At 61.8% G+C, this 18,717-nt stretch carries 7 protein-coding genes; 2 read left to right on the forward strand and 5 right to left on the reverse strand.

All coding sequences use genetic code 11. The features are described from left to right. The first annotated feature begins 132 nt into the window (after positions 1–132). Entirely contained in the window at positions 133–1,116 is a 984-nt protein-coding gene (locus WNB94_RS06235) for a helix-turn-helix transcriptional regulator (RefSeq protein ID WP_341389120.1), read from the forward strand. Positions 1,117–1,243: 127 nt separating this feature from the next. After that, positions 1,244–2,914 (forward strand): hypothetical protein, encoded by a 1,671-nt coding sequence (locus tag WNB94_RS06240; protein WP_341389121.1) that lies wholly within the window; start codon positions 1,244–1,246, stop codon positions 2,912–2,914. A gap of 53 nt (positions 2,915–2,967) precedes the next feature. Here WNB94_RS06240 and WNB94_RS06245 read toward each other — a convergent pair whose 3' ends face one another. The 5 genes from WNB94_RS06245 to drmD are packed head-to-tail and all read right to left on the reverse strand — an operon-like array spanning position 2,968 to position 18,705. Beyond that, positions 2,968–3,537, reverse strand: a complete 570-nt coding sequence (locus WNB94_RS06245; RefSeq protein ID WP_341389122.1) for a hypothetical protein — start codon at positions 3,535–3,537, stop codon at positions 2,968–2,970. A 10-nt stretch (positions 3,538–3,547) separates the two neighbouring features. After that, positions 3,548–4,414 carry a DUF4747 family protein gene (locus WNB94_RS06250; RefSeq protein WP_341389123.1) on the reverse strand — a complete coding sequence of 289 codons (867 nt, stop codon included), beginning with the start codon at positions 4,412–4,414 and terminating at the stop codon, positions 3,548–3,550. A gap of 49 nt (positions 4,415–4,463) precedes the next feature. Then, positions 4,464–10,415 (reverse strand): DEAD/DEAH box helicase, encoded by a 5,952-nt coding sequence (locus WNB94_RS06255; protein WP_341389125.1) that lies wholly within the window; start codon positions 10,413–10,415, stop codon positions 4,464–4,466. Beyond that, entirely contained in the window at positions 10,415–15,484 is a 5,070-nt protein-coding gene (locus tag WNB94_RS06260; RefSeq protein ID WP_341389126.1) for an Eco57I restriction-modification methylase domain-containing protein, read from the reverse strand. Before WNB94_RS06260 ends, WNB94_RS06255 begins: the two co-directional genes overlap by 1 nt. Then, positions 15,481–18,705, reverse strand: a complete 3,225-nt coding sequence (gene drmD / locus WNB94_RS06265) for a DISARM system SNF2-like helicase DrmD (RefSeq protein WP_341389961.1) — start codon at positions 18,703–18,705, stop codon at positions 15,481–15,483. The genes WNB94_RS06260 and drmD overlap by 4 nt, the downstream gene beginning before the upstream one ends. Between the last annotated feature and the right edge of the window lie 12 nt (positions 18,706–18,717).

Here is an 18,717-nt window from a genome sequence, read left to right on the forward strand (position 1 = left end):
GCCACATGCCATATTGACAGGTCAATCTGGAATATGTGACACCGAAAATCCCCGGCCAGCTCGCCACACTCAAACCAAGGGCTGGCTGAGAAGCAGGCCACAATCCTCAGAACAATATCTGGACCAACAGACATGGGCGCCCAAACTGATCGCATCGTCAAAATTGAAAGCCTGCTGCGCCGTAACCGCCCGGTCAACTTTCAAACATTGCGCGACATCCTGGAGGTTTCTCCCGCAACCATCAAGCGCGATCTGGCTTTTCTGCGTGATCGACTCGGCTGCCCCATCATTTACGACCGGGCCGAAGACACCTACCGCCTTGACGCCTCAGCTCAAGTCGGAGAACGCCTGGAAATCCCAGGCCTGTGGTTCAGCGCAACAGAGCTTCATGCACTGCTGACGGCCCACCAATTACTCAGTAGCCTCGACCCCAATGGCGCACTGAATAGGCATGTCGGCCCCTTGCTGGATCGCATCCACCAGTTGGTCGGTCAGAATGATCGCGACCGGATCGACGTGATGCAGCGCATCAGCGTGATCAATGCCAGCCAGCGCCCCGTCGAGGCGCCCTGCTTCGAAGCGGTATGCAGCGCATTGCTGGGCCGCCATAGGCTTTCCTTCAAGTACTTCACGCGCTCACGCCAGGCCGAGTCCCGTCGAGAAGGTTCCCCCCAACGCCTGATCTATTACCGCAACACCTGGTACCTGGACGCGTGGTGCCACAAGAACAACGACCTGCGCCGCTTTGCCCTCGACGCCATGGACGACGTTCAGGTGCGGGATGAAAAAGCCAAGGAGGTCGCCATCAGCACAGTCATCAAGAAACTGGACGGGGGCTATGGCATCTACGCTGGCAACCAATTGCGCTGGGCGCGACTGATGTTCAGTGCCCGCGCGTCGCAATGGGTGGCTCGCGAGCGATGGCACCCTGATCAGCAATTGACTGCGCTGGACGATGGCAGGGTAGAGATGAAACTGCCTTTCACCGACATGACCGAACTGCGCATGGACATCTTGCGGCACGGCCCCGAGGTGGAGGTATTGGAGCCCAAAGAATTGAGGGCAGAGGTTGCACAGCAACTGCGCGATGCCCTGGCAACCTACTCCCGCACTTAGGGTGGTGGGGGCCATGGCATGGCTCGCCCGACACCACACTGAAGCTCATGCCATGAGCCTAAGACTGATCACAATGGAACGGATGCCCCTGTCCAACAGGCAGATTTAAGTTCAGAGGATCTTCCAGATGGTCAACATTTCCGCATTGATGAAAGCCCTGCCCGTTTCCGGGCTTGAGCCGCAAGAATTGGCCACCCTGACAGGCTTCCTCGACTTGCCTGAGCACCAGCGTTGGCACGGGCATATCACCTTGCTGGAGCCTCCTGCTGGCCATCGCATGCCGTACATCAACCCCGTTGCCGCACTGATCATTCTGCTGCGACACCAAGGCATGGCCGCAGACGAGGCACCGGCTCATGCGCGCGCCCTGGTCAAGGAGTTGAGGGCCGACATGCCAGATGTGCCAACGGCCCGCTTCCTGGATGATTTGAGGCCCGATTCTCCCGAATGCCTGCCAGCGGCGACATTTGTCGAGGCACTGAAGAAGGAAGGGCTGATTTCAGAAGCAGTCGCCGAATTCCTCGAAAAGTCCATCGGGGTCGCAGCATCCGTGCCCATGTTCCGGGGGCCGGACAACTGGACCAGCCCGTGGTCGCTGCTTGACCTTCCCGAATGGCCGCCCAGTAAAGCGATGATCGAGTTCACCCCTGGCGCACCCTGGATCGACATCGACAGGTGGGGCACCAAAGAAGATTGGCCATCAGACGAGAACCCCTTCATCCAATGGCGCAAGGCCATCTACCCCATTGCTCAGGCGTTGGAGCAAACCCTGGGCGAGTCGGTCTACCACTTCGCTGATCTGCAAGATGAACTGGACGACGATTACGTGCATCGGTTCTTGGTGCTGCACTGGTGTTGCTCACATAAGCCCGACGCGACGTTCGTGAAGCATCTCGTGACCATCAGTGGCGTCCGGGATGTGGATGAACTCAAAGCCGTGCTGATCGACCCGGCAAGCTACACCCATCCGTACAAGATGAACGGCGCGTCGGGACTGGAAACATTGCCCTGCCGGATCAGCTACCTGCCACCTGGCGCCCGCAAAACCATCGGCGTGTTGTTCTCAAGCCCAGAGGCACGCCCGGTGGCTCAGGCCATCCTGGCCATGCAGATCGGTGCCGACGCTCATGTCGTCGCCCCACAGGATTTGGCGTCTTTTGCCTGGATCAGGCAAGCGGCGATCAACTGCCCCAGATGGCGCACAGACTACATGCAGGGACAGTGCGTGGATCAACCCATCGAGACTCTGGCGTTGATCGACGAGCTGTTTATCATCACAGGTGACACAGCCGCATCAAAGGGACGTGACCTGCACCTACACGAATCAGTGGAGGACCTGCTTTGGCTCGCACTGGAAAATGGGATCGCCATCAAGTGCCTCGGCATAGACCGCATGGGGCGATCAAACCCCGAATACTTTTTGAAGCAATGTGGCGCCCCAGAGCGAGTGGCTGCCAAGCGGGCGCTGCGCACGGCATTCACACAGCAACTCACCGAACTACGCGTGAACAGCAAGGAGCACTGCAGTGGTTTGTGGGATGCAGAGGGCATCGCGCTGACCTATGACCAACTGGATTTGCCATTCCCGTTGGTCAGGCGAATCGCCGCCTGGCAGCGAGACCATGACGAGAACATCAGCGAGCCCCCATATGGGCCGCCCGGGTCATTCTGGACGCGACACAGACGCGAGCAATCGCAAATCACCAGGGAACTGCAAGCAGAGTTGGGGCCGAGCGTCGCGGTCAAGGCCATGGTCGATGGGGCGTGGTCGGCTGCGCAGGACCTGCCACGCTGGTAACTCAGCGCCAACGTGGCGCGAAAGCCTTCCCCTCACGCATCAATCGTTGTGAGTCACCTGGGATCATTTTCAGCTTCGGCTTGGCTCTTCTGAAAGCTTTCGTACATCGACGCGATCCGAAACACGTGCATCGTCGCAGCCAGGGCGCTGGCGAGGGAATAGATGAAGAGCGCGTAGCCAATGAAACCCGCCGCCCCATTCATCCACGGAAGGGCGGCCTTGAAAAAAGCCGGTGCATCAATCCAAGGGAAGTACATGGCCTTGGCGATGATCGCGAACAACAGCGCCAAGATCTGTACCAGGATGAAGTGCACGAATGTGGAGCAAAGCCTGACGTAAGCGGTCGGGGCATCCTCGTCGTCCTCGTCATCTGGCTCAGCGAGCAGTTGCCTGAACTTCTCATCGCCGAAGCTGATGAAGATGGCAAACCCTCCAAGGGTGAAGCCGAGGACGTTGGGGACGATCGCAGTCACTTGATCCCACCAACCAGGGGTGAGCCAGACATTGGCACAAATCAACGTGATCAGAAGCGCCGCGTGCAAGTAGAACGAGCGCACCAAGGCAGCGGTGCCGCCATAGGCACGCCAGTACCGTGCGTAGATGCTGAACACGCCCTTGTACATGGTCACCCCGTCAGCCGAGCATGTCTGCGGCTCGCCGCAACGTGTCAAACAGTGTCTCGACATTTGGATCATGCTGGAAGCGTTCGCGCAAGGGCTTATCCTCGGTCGACATGTCCTGCTTGACTCCGGCTGCATCGTGACCGCTTGCCGTCACCTTGCCATTGCTTGCCGCCACCCTGGCCAGGGCCACCGTCTCCGCATCTGGCTTGATCGTCTGGTTCCGTTCTGAGTCCAGCTGAACCGTTTGCTTGCGGACGTTCTGTTTCTTCAGCCGATCTTTCCAGCTCTTCTCGATGTCATCGCCATCGTCAGGATTGGGCGGAACCAGCTCGATCACCAGATGTTCGAGTGACGTGAGGCTCAAGATCTCATCCAGCGCATCCTTGGCCGGCTCCACCGTGATTTCCACAGGAGGGAACAAACCCTCCAAGGCGAGCGGCTGAAAGACGCCATCCAAGAGCTGCTTGGCAGTACTCGGGGACATGTTGTCTTTTCGATCCTTGGATACAAGGTACAGGCGATGGGTGGCCGGTTTGAACAGAAACGGGACCCTCTGCAAATGCGGCAGCAGGTGCGAAGGAATACTCAGTGCTTCCAGATCGTCAGGTGATGCGGCCTCTTTCGTCTGGGCGTTGAACCATGGCTCGTCGGGGTCCAGCTTCAAGAAGCGATACAGCTCGCCCGTCAACTCCTTCTCAGCGCTCGCGCTGGCCGTGCCATACAGTGAGCCGATCATTCCCCCGTGGACACTTCCAAGGCGCACCATGCGTTTGGCGGCGAACGCCGTAGACAACAGCTCCACATACCGCCTCCTGGAATGTGGCGAGTGCATGGCGAGGTTCAGGCAAGAGACCGTGATCGTCCGGGTTCGTTCCATGATGTCGTTTTGCTTCCCAAATTGAAATTTCTTGTGGTCTTTGCTCGCGTCAGAGGACCCGAACCAGCTCAGCGACAGCTCGCACCGCGTTTGCGTCAGACGGGGTCAGCTGGATCGGCGTGAACGCCGGGTTCACTGGACTCAAGGTGATCTTGGTCTGCTGGACATCACCGTCATCGCCAACCAACTTCTCGCTGCGATACAGCTTGAGCGTGTATTGCCCGCCCGTTTCCGGATCGGTCACGCCGCTGTGCCAGACCAGCAGCTTACGTCCATCCTTCGTGCCACCTGGCACCGGGCGGAACAGACAGTAGCTTCCAGACGGAACCAAAGGCTCCATCGATTGGCCCACAACCTGTGCAACGAACATCCCCGGTGCCAGCTTGAACTCATCCAGAACGGCCCACTCGTCGGCGTGGTCAGCCAAAGCATCAAGATTGCCCTGCTCCTCACTCCACAGGCCCGCCGCAGCCTTCAGTGTGCTGATCGGCACGCAAGTGTCGTAGGGCTTGAACGCTGCCTGACCGGGTTGGATCACGGGGAACGGGTAGATCGTGGCGCTCGGGGCACTGGCTGGCGCCTCGGCCGGTTGCGCACCCGTGGCGATTTCAAACCACCCGTCGGCGGCTTCGACTTCTTTGGCTTTGGCCTTGCCCACCACGGCCTTGGCGATGCGGCGCATGTGCGTGCGCATCACGGTCTTGTCGTACAGCTCCTGGTACTGGATGGCCACCACCTCGTAGTCGGTGTTCAGCAATTCATCGCGGATCTGCCGGTCCTGCGCCGCCGTCTGCGAGTTGCCATGCAGGTGCTCACTCATACCGTCTAGGTAGACGCAAACGCCGTCGAACTGGTCGTTCGGTTTGTGGAAGTAGACATCAGGCCGGGTCACCACGCCGCCGCTCAACTCAATGGGTCGCTCCGTCTCAAAGTCGAGGAGGCCAGCCGCTTTGAGCATGGCAACGAGCTGCTGCTCGGGCGGGTTGCCAGGCTTCTTGCCCTGGTTGTCGTCGGGCAGCACTGCTGGGATCGCGTGGCTGAGGATGAGGCCGTCACCCCAGTTCGTGATGCACTCAAACGCCGCATGCCTGTTCAGGTGCTCGTGATAGAACGAATTGCGAAAGTTCTGCAAGCAATCGATGCACGAGGTGTCGCAGGCGGATGGGCAGTCCTCGACCAGCGCCAGGGTGTGCTTGACCACAGCGGGCCAGTGCGCGAGCAACTGCTCCAGCAGGCCCGAACCACCAGGCATCGGGTCATACAACAGGGCATCGAACTTGTCAGACCCTGGCTTACCCAACACCTGAACCTGCAGATCCGAGATTTCCATGTCCAGTACACCCGCAGCCCCTTGCCGCAAGGCTTCCATCACGCTGTAAGCAGCCTCCTTCGACGCACAGTCGGGCAGCACCAGCGCGTCGGCCACCACTTCGGCGTAGAAAGCGATCTTCTGGATGGGCCGCCCACAACGCTCGATGTGGTGCTCGTTGAAGGCATCCAGCTCCTTGAGGGTGCTCATCGGCGAGCGGCTTTGGCCGCAGACCATGCACACGGGGTAGCCCATCTCACCGCTGGATCGCACCTGCGAAGCCGCACCCACATTGACCAAGCGCATGTGCAGCCCGTGCTTCAGGTGCAGCGTGGCCGCACCCCATTCATAGGCCTTGCCACCCGAATGGCGCCCTTGGTCCTGGCCGAAGACGGCCACCGGAAGCTGGAAGCGGTAGTCCTCATCGTCTGAGATGTAGGACTGGTGCGGCGCATCCACGTCACACACCTGCACGCCGAAGATGCTGGACACCCCCACCGATTCAGCTTGCGTGGGTGCAGCAGCCTTACCCAGCCCTCCGGTCTCCTGGATCGCTTCATTCGCAAGGTCCACCGCAAACACGATTGGCTCTTCCGGCACCAGATGGAAGGTGCGCGGCACGAACTTGTGTGCGTTGGCGTAGATCAGGTTACCCGGCACGTACTCGCGCACGGCCAGTGCGCTGTTGCGCCGCAGTTCCCAGTCAGAGATGTCTGATCCAAAGCGCGGTGCGATGTGCGTGATGCTGACCGCGCCGGTGTCCAGGCCATAGCCTGGCAGGAAGCCTTCGGCCGCCAGCACGCCATAGGTGTTGGTGTCGTCAACACCCTCGGCCTGGTTAGCCCGACGGCGAGCCTCACCCTTGAGCTTCTTGACCAGGCGCTCGCAGCGACTGCGCAGCGCTTCTTCATCAGGGTCCAGCGCCCCCTTGGCACTGGCCACCTTGCGCAGGCGCTCCAGCTGATTCAGCGCCCATTGCAGGCGCTGGAAGAGGCGGTCCACCACCACTTGCAACTCTGCTGACAACCCGTCGATGGTGGCCTCCACACTGGCCTGGCTGACCACATCAGCATCTGCCGCTGGCCACCCTTGCTGGAAGGCCGTCATCGTGGCCGACAGCAGTGCTTGGCGATGGCGCTGAATCACTGTTTCCAACGCGCTCACCTTCATCGGCGCAGGGCGCACCATGCCCTCAGGGGTGAACAGGTAAGTTCTGATCTGCTGTGGCAAGCAACTGCGTACCGCTTCTTGCAGCTCATCCATCGCGGCTTGAGGCAGGGCCTTGTCACGCAGCATCTTGAAAACTGCAGTGAGCACCGTGGCATGCACATGCTTGGCCACCATGATGGGGTTGCGCAAGTTGAAGCTGGGGGGCTCGACCAAACCTTCCAGCATCTTCAACGGTTCGTTGAAGTAGGCACGGTCATGGCTGGCGGCGCGCGCATAGGTGATGTCCAGCGCCATGCGGAACTGACGACCCGCACGGCCTGCGCGCTGCCAGTAGTTGGCTGGAAGCGGGGGCACGTTGCGCATCAGCACCGCATCCAAGGCACCGATGTTCACGCCCATCTCCAGCGTGGGTGTACACACCAACGTGTTGATGCGCTCGTTGTCGCCCTTGAAAGCGTTCTCGATGCGCTCCCGGTCTGGCCCGGGGATCTGGGCTGAGTGCTCTTTGGCACGCAACATAGCGAATTCCTGATCGAGCAACAGCAGGTCGTAGTCGTCCGCGTTCTCCGGCTCCAACACCAGCTTGCCCGCGCAACGCCAAGCCATGCATGACAGCGTCGGGTTCGGTCGGCTGTGCAAGCGCCGGCAGGTTTGACAGCGGTACATGCCCTTGGCGGGTCGCATCTTCAACCGATCGACGTCCACCTGGTGCGCGCCCACGCAGCCAGGCAGCAACTTGCCGCGAGCACCCTTCAACTGAACCGGCGCCAACAGCAGCAGCTCGTTGGCCACCAGCGCCCACATCTCGCTCAGGAACTCGCCTGCATCACCGCTGGGAACACCCCAGGCCAGTGCCGCTTGTCGGGCCACAGTGGCATGGGTGCTGAACCACTGCTTGATTCGTGTCTCGTCGTCTTGCCCGTCACGCTGGAACTTCAGAGCCGAGGGCACGCCCTTCATGGATGGCAGGTAACCCCGCAAGACCTCGCGCTCGCCGTCCAGCCACACCTTGGAATACACGCCGGTGACACTGTCAAAGATCATGCGCCGTGACCGCGCTGCATCCAGCAGAGACGCCACGCCCTGCGCCAGCGCCTCAGGCTCGCAGCCGATCCTGGCAGCCCATCGCTTGATCTCAGGGCGCTCACCGTCCAGGCCCAGGTAGTCCACCTTCAGTCGGCCCATGGGTTCCAGGCCCAGGCGCTGTCGGCCACCGATGGCCAGTTCACGCAAGATCTGAACACGCAGGAACCACTTGCGTTCCTGGCCGTGCGCCTGGCCCGTCTCTGACTTGGGCTCGACACGCCACACCTCAGGGATCAGCGCACGCGACAACTCGTCGTCCGCATCCAAGTGCTGGTCCAGCCACAGCGTGAGGTCGCTGACCGAAATCGTTCCCTGCTTGAGTTTCTGATAAATCAGTTCGCGGAAGCGATAGCGGCGCGATCGGTCTTGCATCCAGCCAGCCTGGAAGGCCGCGTCCTGCCGGTTGTCAGCAAACACCAGCAGGCGGCGGCGCTCGGCACGGTGAATCATGCTTTGGGCCAACACATGCACGTCGGCCACCGTGGTGGCCCGAACAGGACGCGCTGGCTCACGGTAGTTGCCACTGAATCGGCGGCCAGCCGCTCCGCAAGACACACAACGCGTCAACTTGCCCTTGTGCTCATCCTTCTGCTGGACGAAGTACAGCGGCTTGAGCGCCTTGTTGCGGCCACAGCCCGCGCACTCAGTGACGTTGTCATCATGGACAGTGCCGCAGTAACGGCAGGCGAACAGCGTTTCGGTTCGGACGGGCTCTTCCTCGGCATCGTTGCCCACTTGGTGGTCCAGCGACAAGGCACGCACGCCGCCCAGTTTGATGTCTGCCCCACGCCAGACGCGGCCCTTGCCCTCAGCTGAGCCACCACCGGGGTGCGCGCCGGTGAAGTCAAAGTCCTCCAAACCGTGCTCGAAGTAGTGCTGCCCGCAGGTGGTGCAGCTCAGTAGCGGGAAGCGATGCAGGTCGGTGTTCTCGGCCAGTGCGTCCTCAGCCGACAGCCACAGCTTGGCATCCTTGCTCTGGTCAGGGAAGGTGACCACCGCGCCGCTGACGCCGCGCACAAAGCCATGCACTACAGGGCGCAACAAGGGCCGGCCGCCTTGGCGCGCGGCAGCGCCCAGGGCCAGCCACACCAGGATCTCCTCTTGTGAGATGGTGCGCCCCAGCTTTTCGCTCAGATTGACCAGCAGGTCATCGAGCGCACGCGGACGGCGCAGCGATTCAGCGATCTGGTAGACCACTTCGTTGTGGCTCATCCAATGCCCGATGGCCTCGCGCCAAGGGCCAGGCTGCAATCGGCTGCCCGTGGCGGTGGTGAACCATACGCGCAAGGCCTGCACATCGGCCTCGGTGGCCTCTTCCCGGTCAACCTGGGTCAGCACCTCCAGCACGGTCTGCAACTGGGCCGATTGGTCACCGTTGAGTGGCGGGCTGGCAGTTCGGGGCGTACCCCACACATCGGCCTCGTAGCTTTCGCCCACCAGGGCGACATTCTTGCCGTCCACGCCAAAGAAGCGGCTGGCAAACTCGCGCCCAGCGTCCAGGCCCTTGACCGGATCGGCGATGGTGGCCGAGGTGGCAATGCAGGTGGTGCTGGACTGGTCCTTGCCGCAATAGGCACGTAGGCGGCGAATCAGGCAAGCCGTCTCGGCACCTTGCGCCCCGGTGAAGGTGTGGGCCTCGTCGAAGACCATGAACTCCAGCCGGGCGTTGTCGAACAACTCCAGGTCGTGCTGGCGGGTCAGCAACAGCTCCAACTGTTTCACGTTGGTCAGCAGGATGCGCGGTTGTTGGCCGGGGGTTCGCATGGCCTCGCGGCTGGTGCGCTCTTCCGCAGGGTGCAGGGCCACGTCCTGCTTCTTGGCCTGCATGTCGGCCAGCTTGTTCTGATAGTCGGCCGCAGTGCTGCCGGGCGGCAAGCGCACGCCCACCACGTCAGACTCTTTCTGCGGCGTCTTGCCCACGTACATGCCGAAGGTCACGCCCGTACCGGCAAGCAGCGCGCGCATGCGTTGCAACTGGTCTTCGGCGAGCGCGTTCATGGGGTAGACGATCACAGCGGTGATGCCTGCGGTCGCATCCTCGTCACGCAGTTGCAGGCAGCGGCTGATGATGGGAAACAGGAAAGATTCGGTCTTGCCCGAGCCCGTGCCCGTGGCCACCAGCGTAGGCTGGCCGGCGTGGATGGCACGGAAAGCCTGCTCCTGGTGGCGGTAGGCCGCCGGGTAGGGAGACAGCTTGCGGATGTGGGCGTGCAGCACCCCTTCCTTCACCAACTGTTCCAAGGTCGCGCCCTGCTGGAAGGTGCGTGACAGCGAGATGTACGGCCCCTTCATCAGTGGCGTGTTACGGGTGTGCTCCAGGTTGAGCAGCGTCCGCATCTGCTGGTACAGGCCCGTGTCGGCGAAAGCGTAGGTGCTGAGCTGGTAGCGCAAAAAGTCGCCGACGACCTGCTCGGTGTAGGTGATGGGGTTGAGCATCAGAACAAACCTGGTTGATGGTTCGGATCGTTAGCAGGCGCCAGCGCACCCACAGCTGTACGCGCTTCGTCCACGTAGATCTTAGGTGCGATGGTTCGAATCAGCGCTGCGTGAGCTTCACATTCTTGCCATGAGCGGTCAACGTCTTCTGAGAGCTGCCAGTCGAGGTGACGGGGACCGAAATGCCTTGCGACTTCCTGCACTGCTTCCGCACGCGAATCGTGCCCTAAGCCAAAGTCAGCCAAGCGTAGATGCTCCGGAAGCAACCACCCCTCGCCGTCATTCATCGCCATAAACGGCTCAAGGCCAAGACGAGAAATCTCATGTAGTGCTACGAGAGACAACACGGTCGCCCTGAGTTCGGGAGGGCGATCACGGTCAACACGCCAGAATCCCTTTGGATCGAAGCCCGTGACACGACTACGAAGATCATCTTCCGGTCTGTCGCAATCAGCCAGAATGTGCGCGAAGTCTTCTGTGGACAGCCCATAGATGTGTGCTGTCACCGCGTCGGCGATTACTCGCAGGCGTAGGCGCTCATGGGGCGTGACGGCCCAGTGTCTTCGCCATGACTTTGAACGGTCAATGTCAACCAACCAGGCGTTGGCTACCCGCTCAGAAGTTGCACTGAGCGCTCGACCAATAGCCGCTAGGTGTCGTGCCCTCCCAGGCCTCGGGAAGACCGATTCGTCCAGCAGGAAGAAGCTGAGGTTCAACCCACCGAGCCGCTGGCGAACGTCGTAGTCGAAGACAAAACTGTTCAGCGCAACGGGAGCGCAGAAGGTCAACTCCTGATCCTGAAAGGTAATCGGATTCAGCGAGTGGTTGCAAGGGAAGCCTCGCATCAAGCCTGCGATCACCGACCGGCTATTGGTGGCGCTTCCGATGTTGAGCATTGGAGCTTTCCAATCGAGAAGCATGCCGTTATCTACTGCATCTTCCAGTCCCATCAAAAACTGCGGCTCCAGTTCCTTCTCGTCATAGCTCAGCTCTCGCCAGACGGCCGCGCGACCTTTGCCACTCACCCAGCCCTTCTCGGCCGAATCGAACTGCCCAATCATCCGCCCCTCGTAGAGCGGCAACGCCACGTCCTCGATGCTGCCAACGTGGAGCGCCTGGTTGCCATCACGCGACAGCACCAGCCCCGCCGGGCGATCCAGGATGTTGCTCGGCCCGCTGTATGGTTGCCAAGGCCCCTTCAGCCAATGACCATACTCGTCCGGCTGGTACCCCTTCTCTTCCCACTTCGGCCGTGGCGGGAACAGCTTGGAGTCGTTGGTCATGTCGAACTCGCGGGCGTACTTGACGCCCCAGCCGCGTTCGCTTTGGTCACCCAGCAGCACGCCGTTGGCGTAGATCTTCTGCAGCACCCTCAGGTCTTGCTCGCTGCGAATTTCCAGGATGGCCTTTGAGTATGGGGAGAACTCGAGCACGCGTTCGCGTGGGTAGGCCATGACATGCCGCTCGGCCTGAGCCCAGTCGTCCACATTGCGGTGCATGAACGCCGCACGGATCGCCTGCGTGGTGCCGGTTTTCTGGATCACCAGCGGGCAGAACTTGAATGAGCGGTGAATGTCGAAGATACCCTCGCGGTTCTCGAACCCGAACAACCACTGCCATTCGCAGTGGTCCAGGAACAGCGTGCGCAGGTCGGTGGTGCCCTTGTCGGTGTAAATGCCACTGGGCACGATCATGCCCATGCGCCCGTGCGGTCGCATCAGCGCATGGCTTTGCTCCAGGAACATCTTGTAGGTGTTCAGGTCGGCCGATCCCTGGTGCTTGAAAGGGTGGGCGCTGTCAGCGAAGCCCTTGCGCTTCTTGCGCTGGCTCAGCCACTTGTCGTGCAGACGCTGTGACACGACAAAGCTGTCGCGGCCTCGGCCACCCAGGTTCAGATCGTGTTTTTTCTTGCCGTCCTTGTCGGTGGTGACGCGGTCGCCAAACGGTTGGCCAGCGCACTTCACCCAGTTCGACATCGCTTTGATGCCTGCCACGTAGGCAATCCATTTGTGTTCCAGCTGCGGGTTGGCCTTGAAGTACTCGATCTGCTGGGCCAATGCGTCTTGCTTGCCGTAGGCGCGGTACAGCGGGTCGTGGTTGGAAAAGAACTCCTTGGAGCTGGGCTTCTGGATCTCCCACGGCGGGTTGCCCAAGATCGCGTCAAAGCCCTGCTGGCTGGCTGTGAACACGTCAGGGAACTCCAACTCCCAATGAAAGAAGTGCCGCCTGGCTGCCACCTCGGTGGCCACGGCCAAGGCAGTCTCACTGGGTTGGCCAAACTGCAGCGGCAGCGGGGCCACGTCGATCTGGTCCCCAGGCCAGAACCACAGCGCGCACCACAGGTCCATGCGGGCCTTCAGCGCATGGTAGTGCGGGTTGGCCAGCACCTCCTCGCGGTAGACGGTGGCGCGGCGGTCGCTGTCGTGCACAGGCAGGCGGTGCAGCTTGCGGAACACCTTCAGCAGTTCGTTGTGCACCTCGCTGGCTTCCAGCCCACCTTCCAGCGTGATCTGGCCGCTCAGTTGACCGATCAGCTGCTCAGGTACGGCCTTGCTGCGCGCAGCAATGGCGGCGGTGAACTTGTCGCCGCGCTTCTTGCCCTTGGCGTCGGTGTAGGAGTGATTGACCAGATTCTGTGGCTTGTCCTTCTGGTAGTCCTTGTCTCCACCTTCGCGCTCCCAGGCCAGGGCCGGATAGTCACGGTAAGTGTCAAACCAAGTGCCGACCAAGGCGTTGCCTACCTTGAGCTTGTGGTCCAGGAAGCCGAATGGCAGGTCCCGGTCCATGGTTTCCACCCACAGGGCCATGCGGCCCAATTCCACGGCCAGTGGGTCCAGGTCCACGCCGTAGAGGCAGCGCTCGACGATGTGGCGCTTGAGTTGGGCACGCAGTGCGTCTTCAAAGCCTTCCTCGGTGGGGCGCAGCTTCAACAGTTCATCGCTCAGCACCTCGCTGATCTGGCCATCGGCCATGCGGGGCACGCCACCGTCTTCCGACCGTTCAATCAGCTTGTGGTGGTACAGCGAAGCCACCAGGGCATCGGTCAGGTAGCGCAGCGCACCGGCCAGGAAGGAGCCTGAGCCCATGGCCGGGTCGCACACCTTGAGCGCCAGGATGTCTTCAGGCCGCTTCGGCACCCAGTCCACTACTTCGGTCAAGCCAGTGCGCGTGTCGACTTCGGTGCGGGCCGCTTCATAGGCCAAGGGTTGCAGGGCACGGCGCACGGTGGGTGCGGCCAATTGAGGGCGGGTGTAGAAAGTGCCCGCGCCTTTTCGTGTACCACCCCAGCGAACCAGGTAGAACTGGCCTGGCGCGACCTGGCGCGCACACAGACTGCGAGCGGCCTTGGCCAAGGCCTCGGCATCTTCGCCGTCAGCAGCCCCCGCCGCTCGGCGACCACGAGGCTTCTTCACCAAACCAGCGATGACGGCGGCCTTCTCCAGCCACGCCTGGGCGCGTTGCAGGTGGTCTTGGCTGAGGGCCAGCTCGTCATCTTCAGCAGCGACGTCTGTTGGCGCCTCCTCAGGCTCTGCAACCTCTTCAATGTCGTCAGCCTCTGCATCAGATCCGGCTTCCTCGTCGGCCTCAGCGGCTTCGTCCTCACCGCCATCGTCATCACCATCGCCACCGCCGGCTTTGTCTTTTTTCTTGAGCGCGTCGAACAACTGCTTGATCACGGCATCGCTCATCCCTTCCAACTGCGACAGGGTCAAGGCAGGTTCGTTGCCCACCGCCAGGAAGATGACCGGGTCATCAACAGCCGCTTGCTTGAGTTCGAAGTCCAGCAGGCCCTCGTACAAGATGCCGATGTACTCGGACGACAGGGCCGAGAAATCAACGGGCGATGGCACCAACCGACTGCTGCGACCTTGCCGAACCCGCATCACCGTTCGGGTGAGCAGTTGCAGCATGCGGTGAACCTGACGGTCGGTCACGGCGTTTTGCGGCCCCTCCAACAAGGCCAGGGCACGATCAATGCCGTCTTTGGAGGCAGCGTCGCCAGGTGCGAACAGTGCGCCGCTGTAGTGCGGCACGGGCAAGGCTTCGTGAGACGAGCCTTCGTGGATCAGCCGGAACAGGGCCATCAACCGGGGCCAGGCACTGCGGCTTTGCGACAAACGATCGTTGCCACGGCCAGTGGCACGGCGATCCAGCGTCTGGCGCAGGCCTTCGAGGCTGTAGGCACGCTGGTAGACCGGGTTGTCCACCGGCAGCAGGTTCCGGGCTTCAGCAAAGAGCGTGATGATGCAACGCATCACGATGCGTGAACCTGCCACGTACAGATCGGCATAGGCGGGCGCCGTACCGGCCTGCTGGGCCTGCTCGATGGCGCCATGCGATGCGGTGATCAGCTCTTCCACAGCCTGGCGTACACGCTCGCCCAACACAGCAGACAAGTCTGCCTGGCCTTTGCGGGATGCCAGAATGGCACTGAGGAGGACGCCGTGTCGCTGCCCGGCCTCTGCCACCAGCGCGGACCGGTTGAGCAACTGGCGCCACGCGGTGACCTGGGAGCCAGGGGCACCTTCGACAAACCACAGGTCGATGTCCCATTCACACCAGGCGTCGTAGTCTTGGCCGGCATGCACCAGCCGCCACTGTCGGCCGTTGGTCACCAGTGCCAGCGGTTGCTGCTTCTGGCGCAGCCATTCCACGACGCGGCTGAGCAGTTGGCGCGAGCGCCCCACACCCAGGCGGCCGCTGAATTGGCGTGAAGCGCCGTCTTCCGGCACGAAGACCGGCAGTACCTCACCTTGCGGCCCTTGCCACAGGCGGCGTGGCTTGACCAGGACGCCCGTGAAGCTGCGCAGGCTCCAACGTGCATCTACCGCCTGGGCCTTCTGCCATTCACCATCGGGCAGTTCAGCCAGGTCATGCAGCACGAAGTCCAGCAGCGCACCCAGTTGCTCGTTCTCGCCATTGAAGGCTGTGAGCGCGCGGCGCAGGCGCTCGGCCCGCCAGGCAGGCAGCGGCGAAAGCTCGGTAGCAAATTCGTTGGCAACTTTGTCCGGCGAGATGAGCAGGCCACCATGCTTGAGGCTGCTCCACCAATCGATGGCGATGCTCATTGCGTGCTCCCCGGCAGACGAATCTCGATGGTCACGGGGAAGACTTGAGCCGATCCCAGGAGTGCAAAGCGATGGGGCATGACGTGTTTGAGGATGCGGTCCCGCTCCTGTGTCAGGCGTTCGAGCAGGTCTCCGAACTGGCCTTGTCGGCGCTTGAGCTCATCTTGCAGATCGCGCAATTCACGTTCCGCCTTCTCGTTGGCGTCTTCCAGTAACGAGTACTGCAGTTGCTGCTTGCGGTGCTCTTCGATCTCGCGCTTGATCTTTTCGATGCTCTGCTCGCGTTGCAGGCTGGCCACCTCGCGAATACGGCGCTCGAAAGCAGCTTTCTCGTGTTCAGTAGCAGTGCTACCGGCCGATTTGAGTTCGCGAGCCAATGTGGTGGTCAGTTGATCGCGGTAGGCGTTCAACCAGGTTTTGACGCTGGTGTCGACGTCGTCCCAGATGTCGCGAGCGGCGGGCACGATGGCTGCGTCCTCGGCTCCAGGCATAGTTGCTGCATGTGGCCCGGCGTACGGCAGCATGCTGCCCAGCTTGCCACCCGACACCGGTAGGGCCACGGTGCGCACCCAGTGGTGCAGCGTTTCGCGGAGTTCGTTGATGCCCAGCTCCTCAATGGTCAGCAGCACAAGCGCATCTGCCCCGGCCGGCACATGGCCACGGGTGGCCACCCAGCGACTCGGCGGAGCGAACTCGCTTTGCCCCCCCGGAAAGCGCAACCGGGCGAACGAGGTCAGCGCCTGGCGCATCACCGGATGGCCAAGGTGCATCAGGACCGTGTCAGGCGACGGGCGGAACACCGGGCGCCCGTTGATGGTGTGGACGAAGTAGCGGTTGTCGAACACCAGCCAAGGCATGGCACCAGCCACGCCGCGATCACCACGCAGGCGCAGGCTGTCATCAGCCACGGCTTGCCAGCGCGCTGGCAGGGGTGTGCGCAGCCGCATGCGTCCGGTCGCGTCCGGGCCTTGCAATGGCTCATGGGCCGAGCCCAGGCCCAGTGCCATACGCAGGGTGTTTTGAAGGGTTTGAGGGGTCAGATCCAGGTCGGTCAGCAAGCGCTCCAAGCGCGCACGCTCTTCGATTCCGCGCTCGGCTGTGACCACGCGGGCGTCGTCCGTGGCGTGTTGTCGGGTCCCGATCTCGCGGTCCAGGTCGGCCAACACGTCCTGATCGTCGTTCAGCTCCATCATGCGACGCTGAAATGCCGCGTCGAACAACTCACCGACTGATCCCAAGTCCTCGCGGATGTCGTTGACCTTCTCCAGCACGCGGGCCACAAAGGCCAGGTCGGCATCATCGTCACTGGCGAAGTGAAAGATCGTGACATCGCGCGCCTGGCCATGCCGGTCGATACGGCCGTTGCGCTGCTCCAGCCGAGAGGGGTTCCAGGGGATCTCGTAGTGCACCAAAAACCGAGCGGTGTGCTGGAGGTTCAAGCCCTCGGACGCAGCATCGGTGGCCACCAGGATCTGGACTGCAGAGCCCGGGTCATTGAAGGCAAGCTTGATGCGCTCGCGATCTTCATCGGACATGCCGCCGTAAAGCTGGACGATGGCGCCTGTGTCGGCACCGTACTCGCGCTCCAAGCGCTGCACCAGGTAATCCAGAGTGGTCTTGTATTCGGTGAAGATGATCAAGCGCTCGTCAGGGTTCCAGGCCTCAGCGTTGCGCAAGCGCTCACTGATCAGCTCTTTCAGCCGGTCGAAGCGAGCATCAACGGCAGGCACCTTGGTGGTGACTGGCAAGTCGGTCAGCTTCAGCGCCTGGAGGGCTGCATCGACTGCGGCCACTTCTTTGGTCAGTTTCCCCAAGTAAGGGTGCATCCAGGCGCCGACAACGTGCGCCGCATGCAGGTTCCGGCTTTCGCGCTCCTGATCGTCATCGATGTCTTCCTCAACGGCCCGACGAGCGGCCAGCACTTCGCTTGCATGGGTCTGCTCCTGTGCATCAAGGCCCGCTTTGAAGCGCAGCCAGCTGTCCGCGAAGGTGACCGGGCTGGACAGCAGACGCTTGCGCAGCACCTCGATGGCAAAGTTCAGCACGGAGCGCACTTCAGGGGCCGCCAAGATCTGGCGCTTAAGGGCCGCGCAGAACGCTCGCACGGCCACGGCCAGGTCTTTCTCGGCCCGCATCATGTAGAGCGGCATTGGCTTCAGGTTGCGCGTGGCGAATCGCGGCGGCCGTCCAGCATCCTTGTCTTGCGTGTTGATCTCGCTCTTGAGACGGCGGATCAGCACATCGCCGATCATGGCGCGCTCTTTTTCGGTGAAGGCGGGTGTGCGCGTGAACCGCACGGGGTCCAATTGCTCCAGGAGGCCGGAGAAACAGCGTGTGTGGCCGTTGTGCGGAGTCGCGGTCAAGAACAGCCGGTGCTCGAACCAAGGCGTCAGCAGGCGCAACATTTCTGCCAGGTCACTGTCCTCGCCAAAGTTGGACGGCATCAGGTTGTGCGCTTCGTCAACGATGAGCAGATCCCAAGGCAATTGGGCGCCCTGCTGGGTCTGCGTGGACCGGCAGTTGGCGATGAACTGCTCCAGCACGTCTGGCTGGCGCAGGTAGTGGTACGAGGTGATGATGCGGGGCAGCGCGCGCCAGGGGTTGGCGTCCAGCCCCATTTCTTTCTGCAAGCGATGCGTGGCCGCCTTGTCCACGATGTCAAAGCCCAGAGAGAACTTCTCTTCCATTTCTTGCTGCCACTGGGTACGCAGCGAGGCCGGGGTGATGATCAACACGCGCCGGATCCGGCGCTTTCGGACCAACTCGGCAAGGATCAGACCTGCTTCGACCGTTTTACCCAAGCCGACATCGTCGGCCAGCAGCAAGGACACGCGCGGCATCCGCATGGCGCGGGCCAGCGGCACCAACTGGAAGTCATCTGCACTGACGGCGCCATAAACTGGAGCAGTTGGGACCGACTCAGCTTGGCGATCGGGGTCTTCTGGCGAGAGGAATGGCGTGATGGCTGTCCAGCGCGTGGCCCGCTGGAGCGAAAGGAATTCGGCCATCTTCATGGGAGCTTCCGCATCGACCTTGGGCAATGCGTTGGGCTCCAGCACCACAGGCCCACGTTCCCGCTCCCACAACACAGTCTCTTCGGGTTCGCCATCGGCATCGCTGAACTCGATGGTGACCAAGTGGAGCAGCTCAGATGTCTTGGAGGCAGCAAATGGCTCGACGGCGGAGATGACGCCGCGCCGATTGCGCACAGTTGCCAGCATCCCTACCCGAGG

It is taken from the genome of Aquabacterium sp. A3, assembly GCF_038069945.1.
Lineage (GTDB): Bacteria > Pseudomonadota > Gammaproteobacteria > Burkholderiales > Burkholderiaceae_C > Aquabacterium.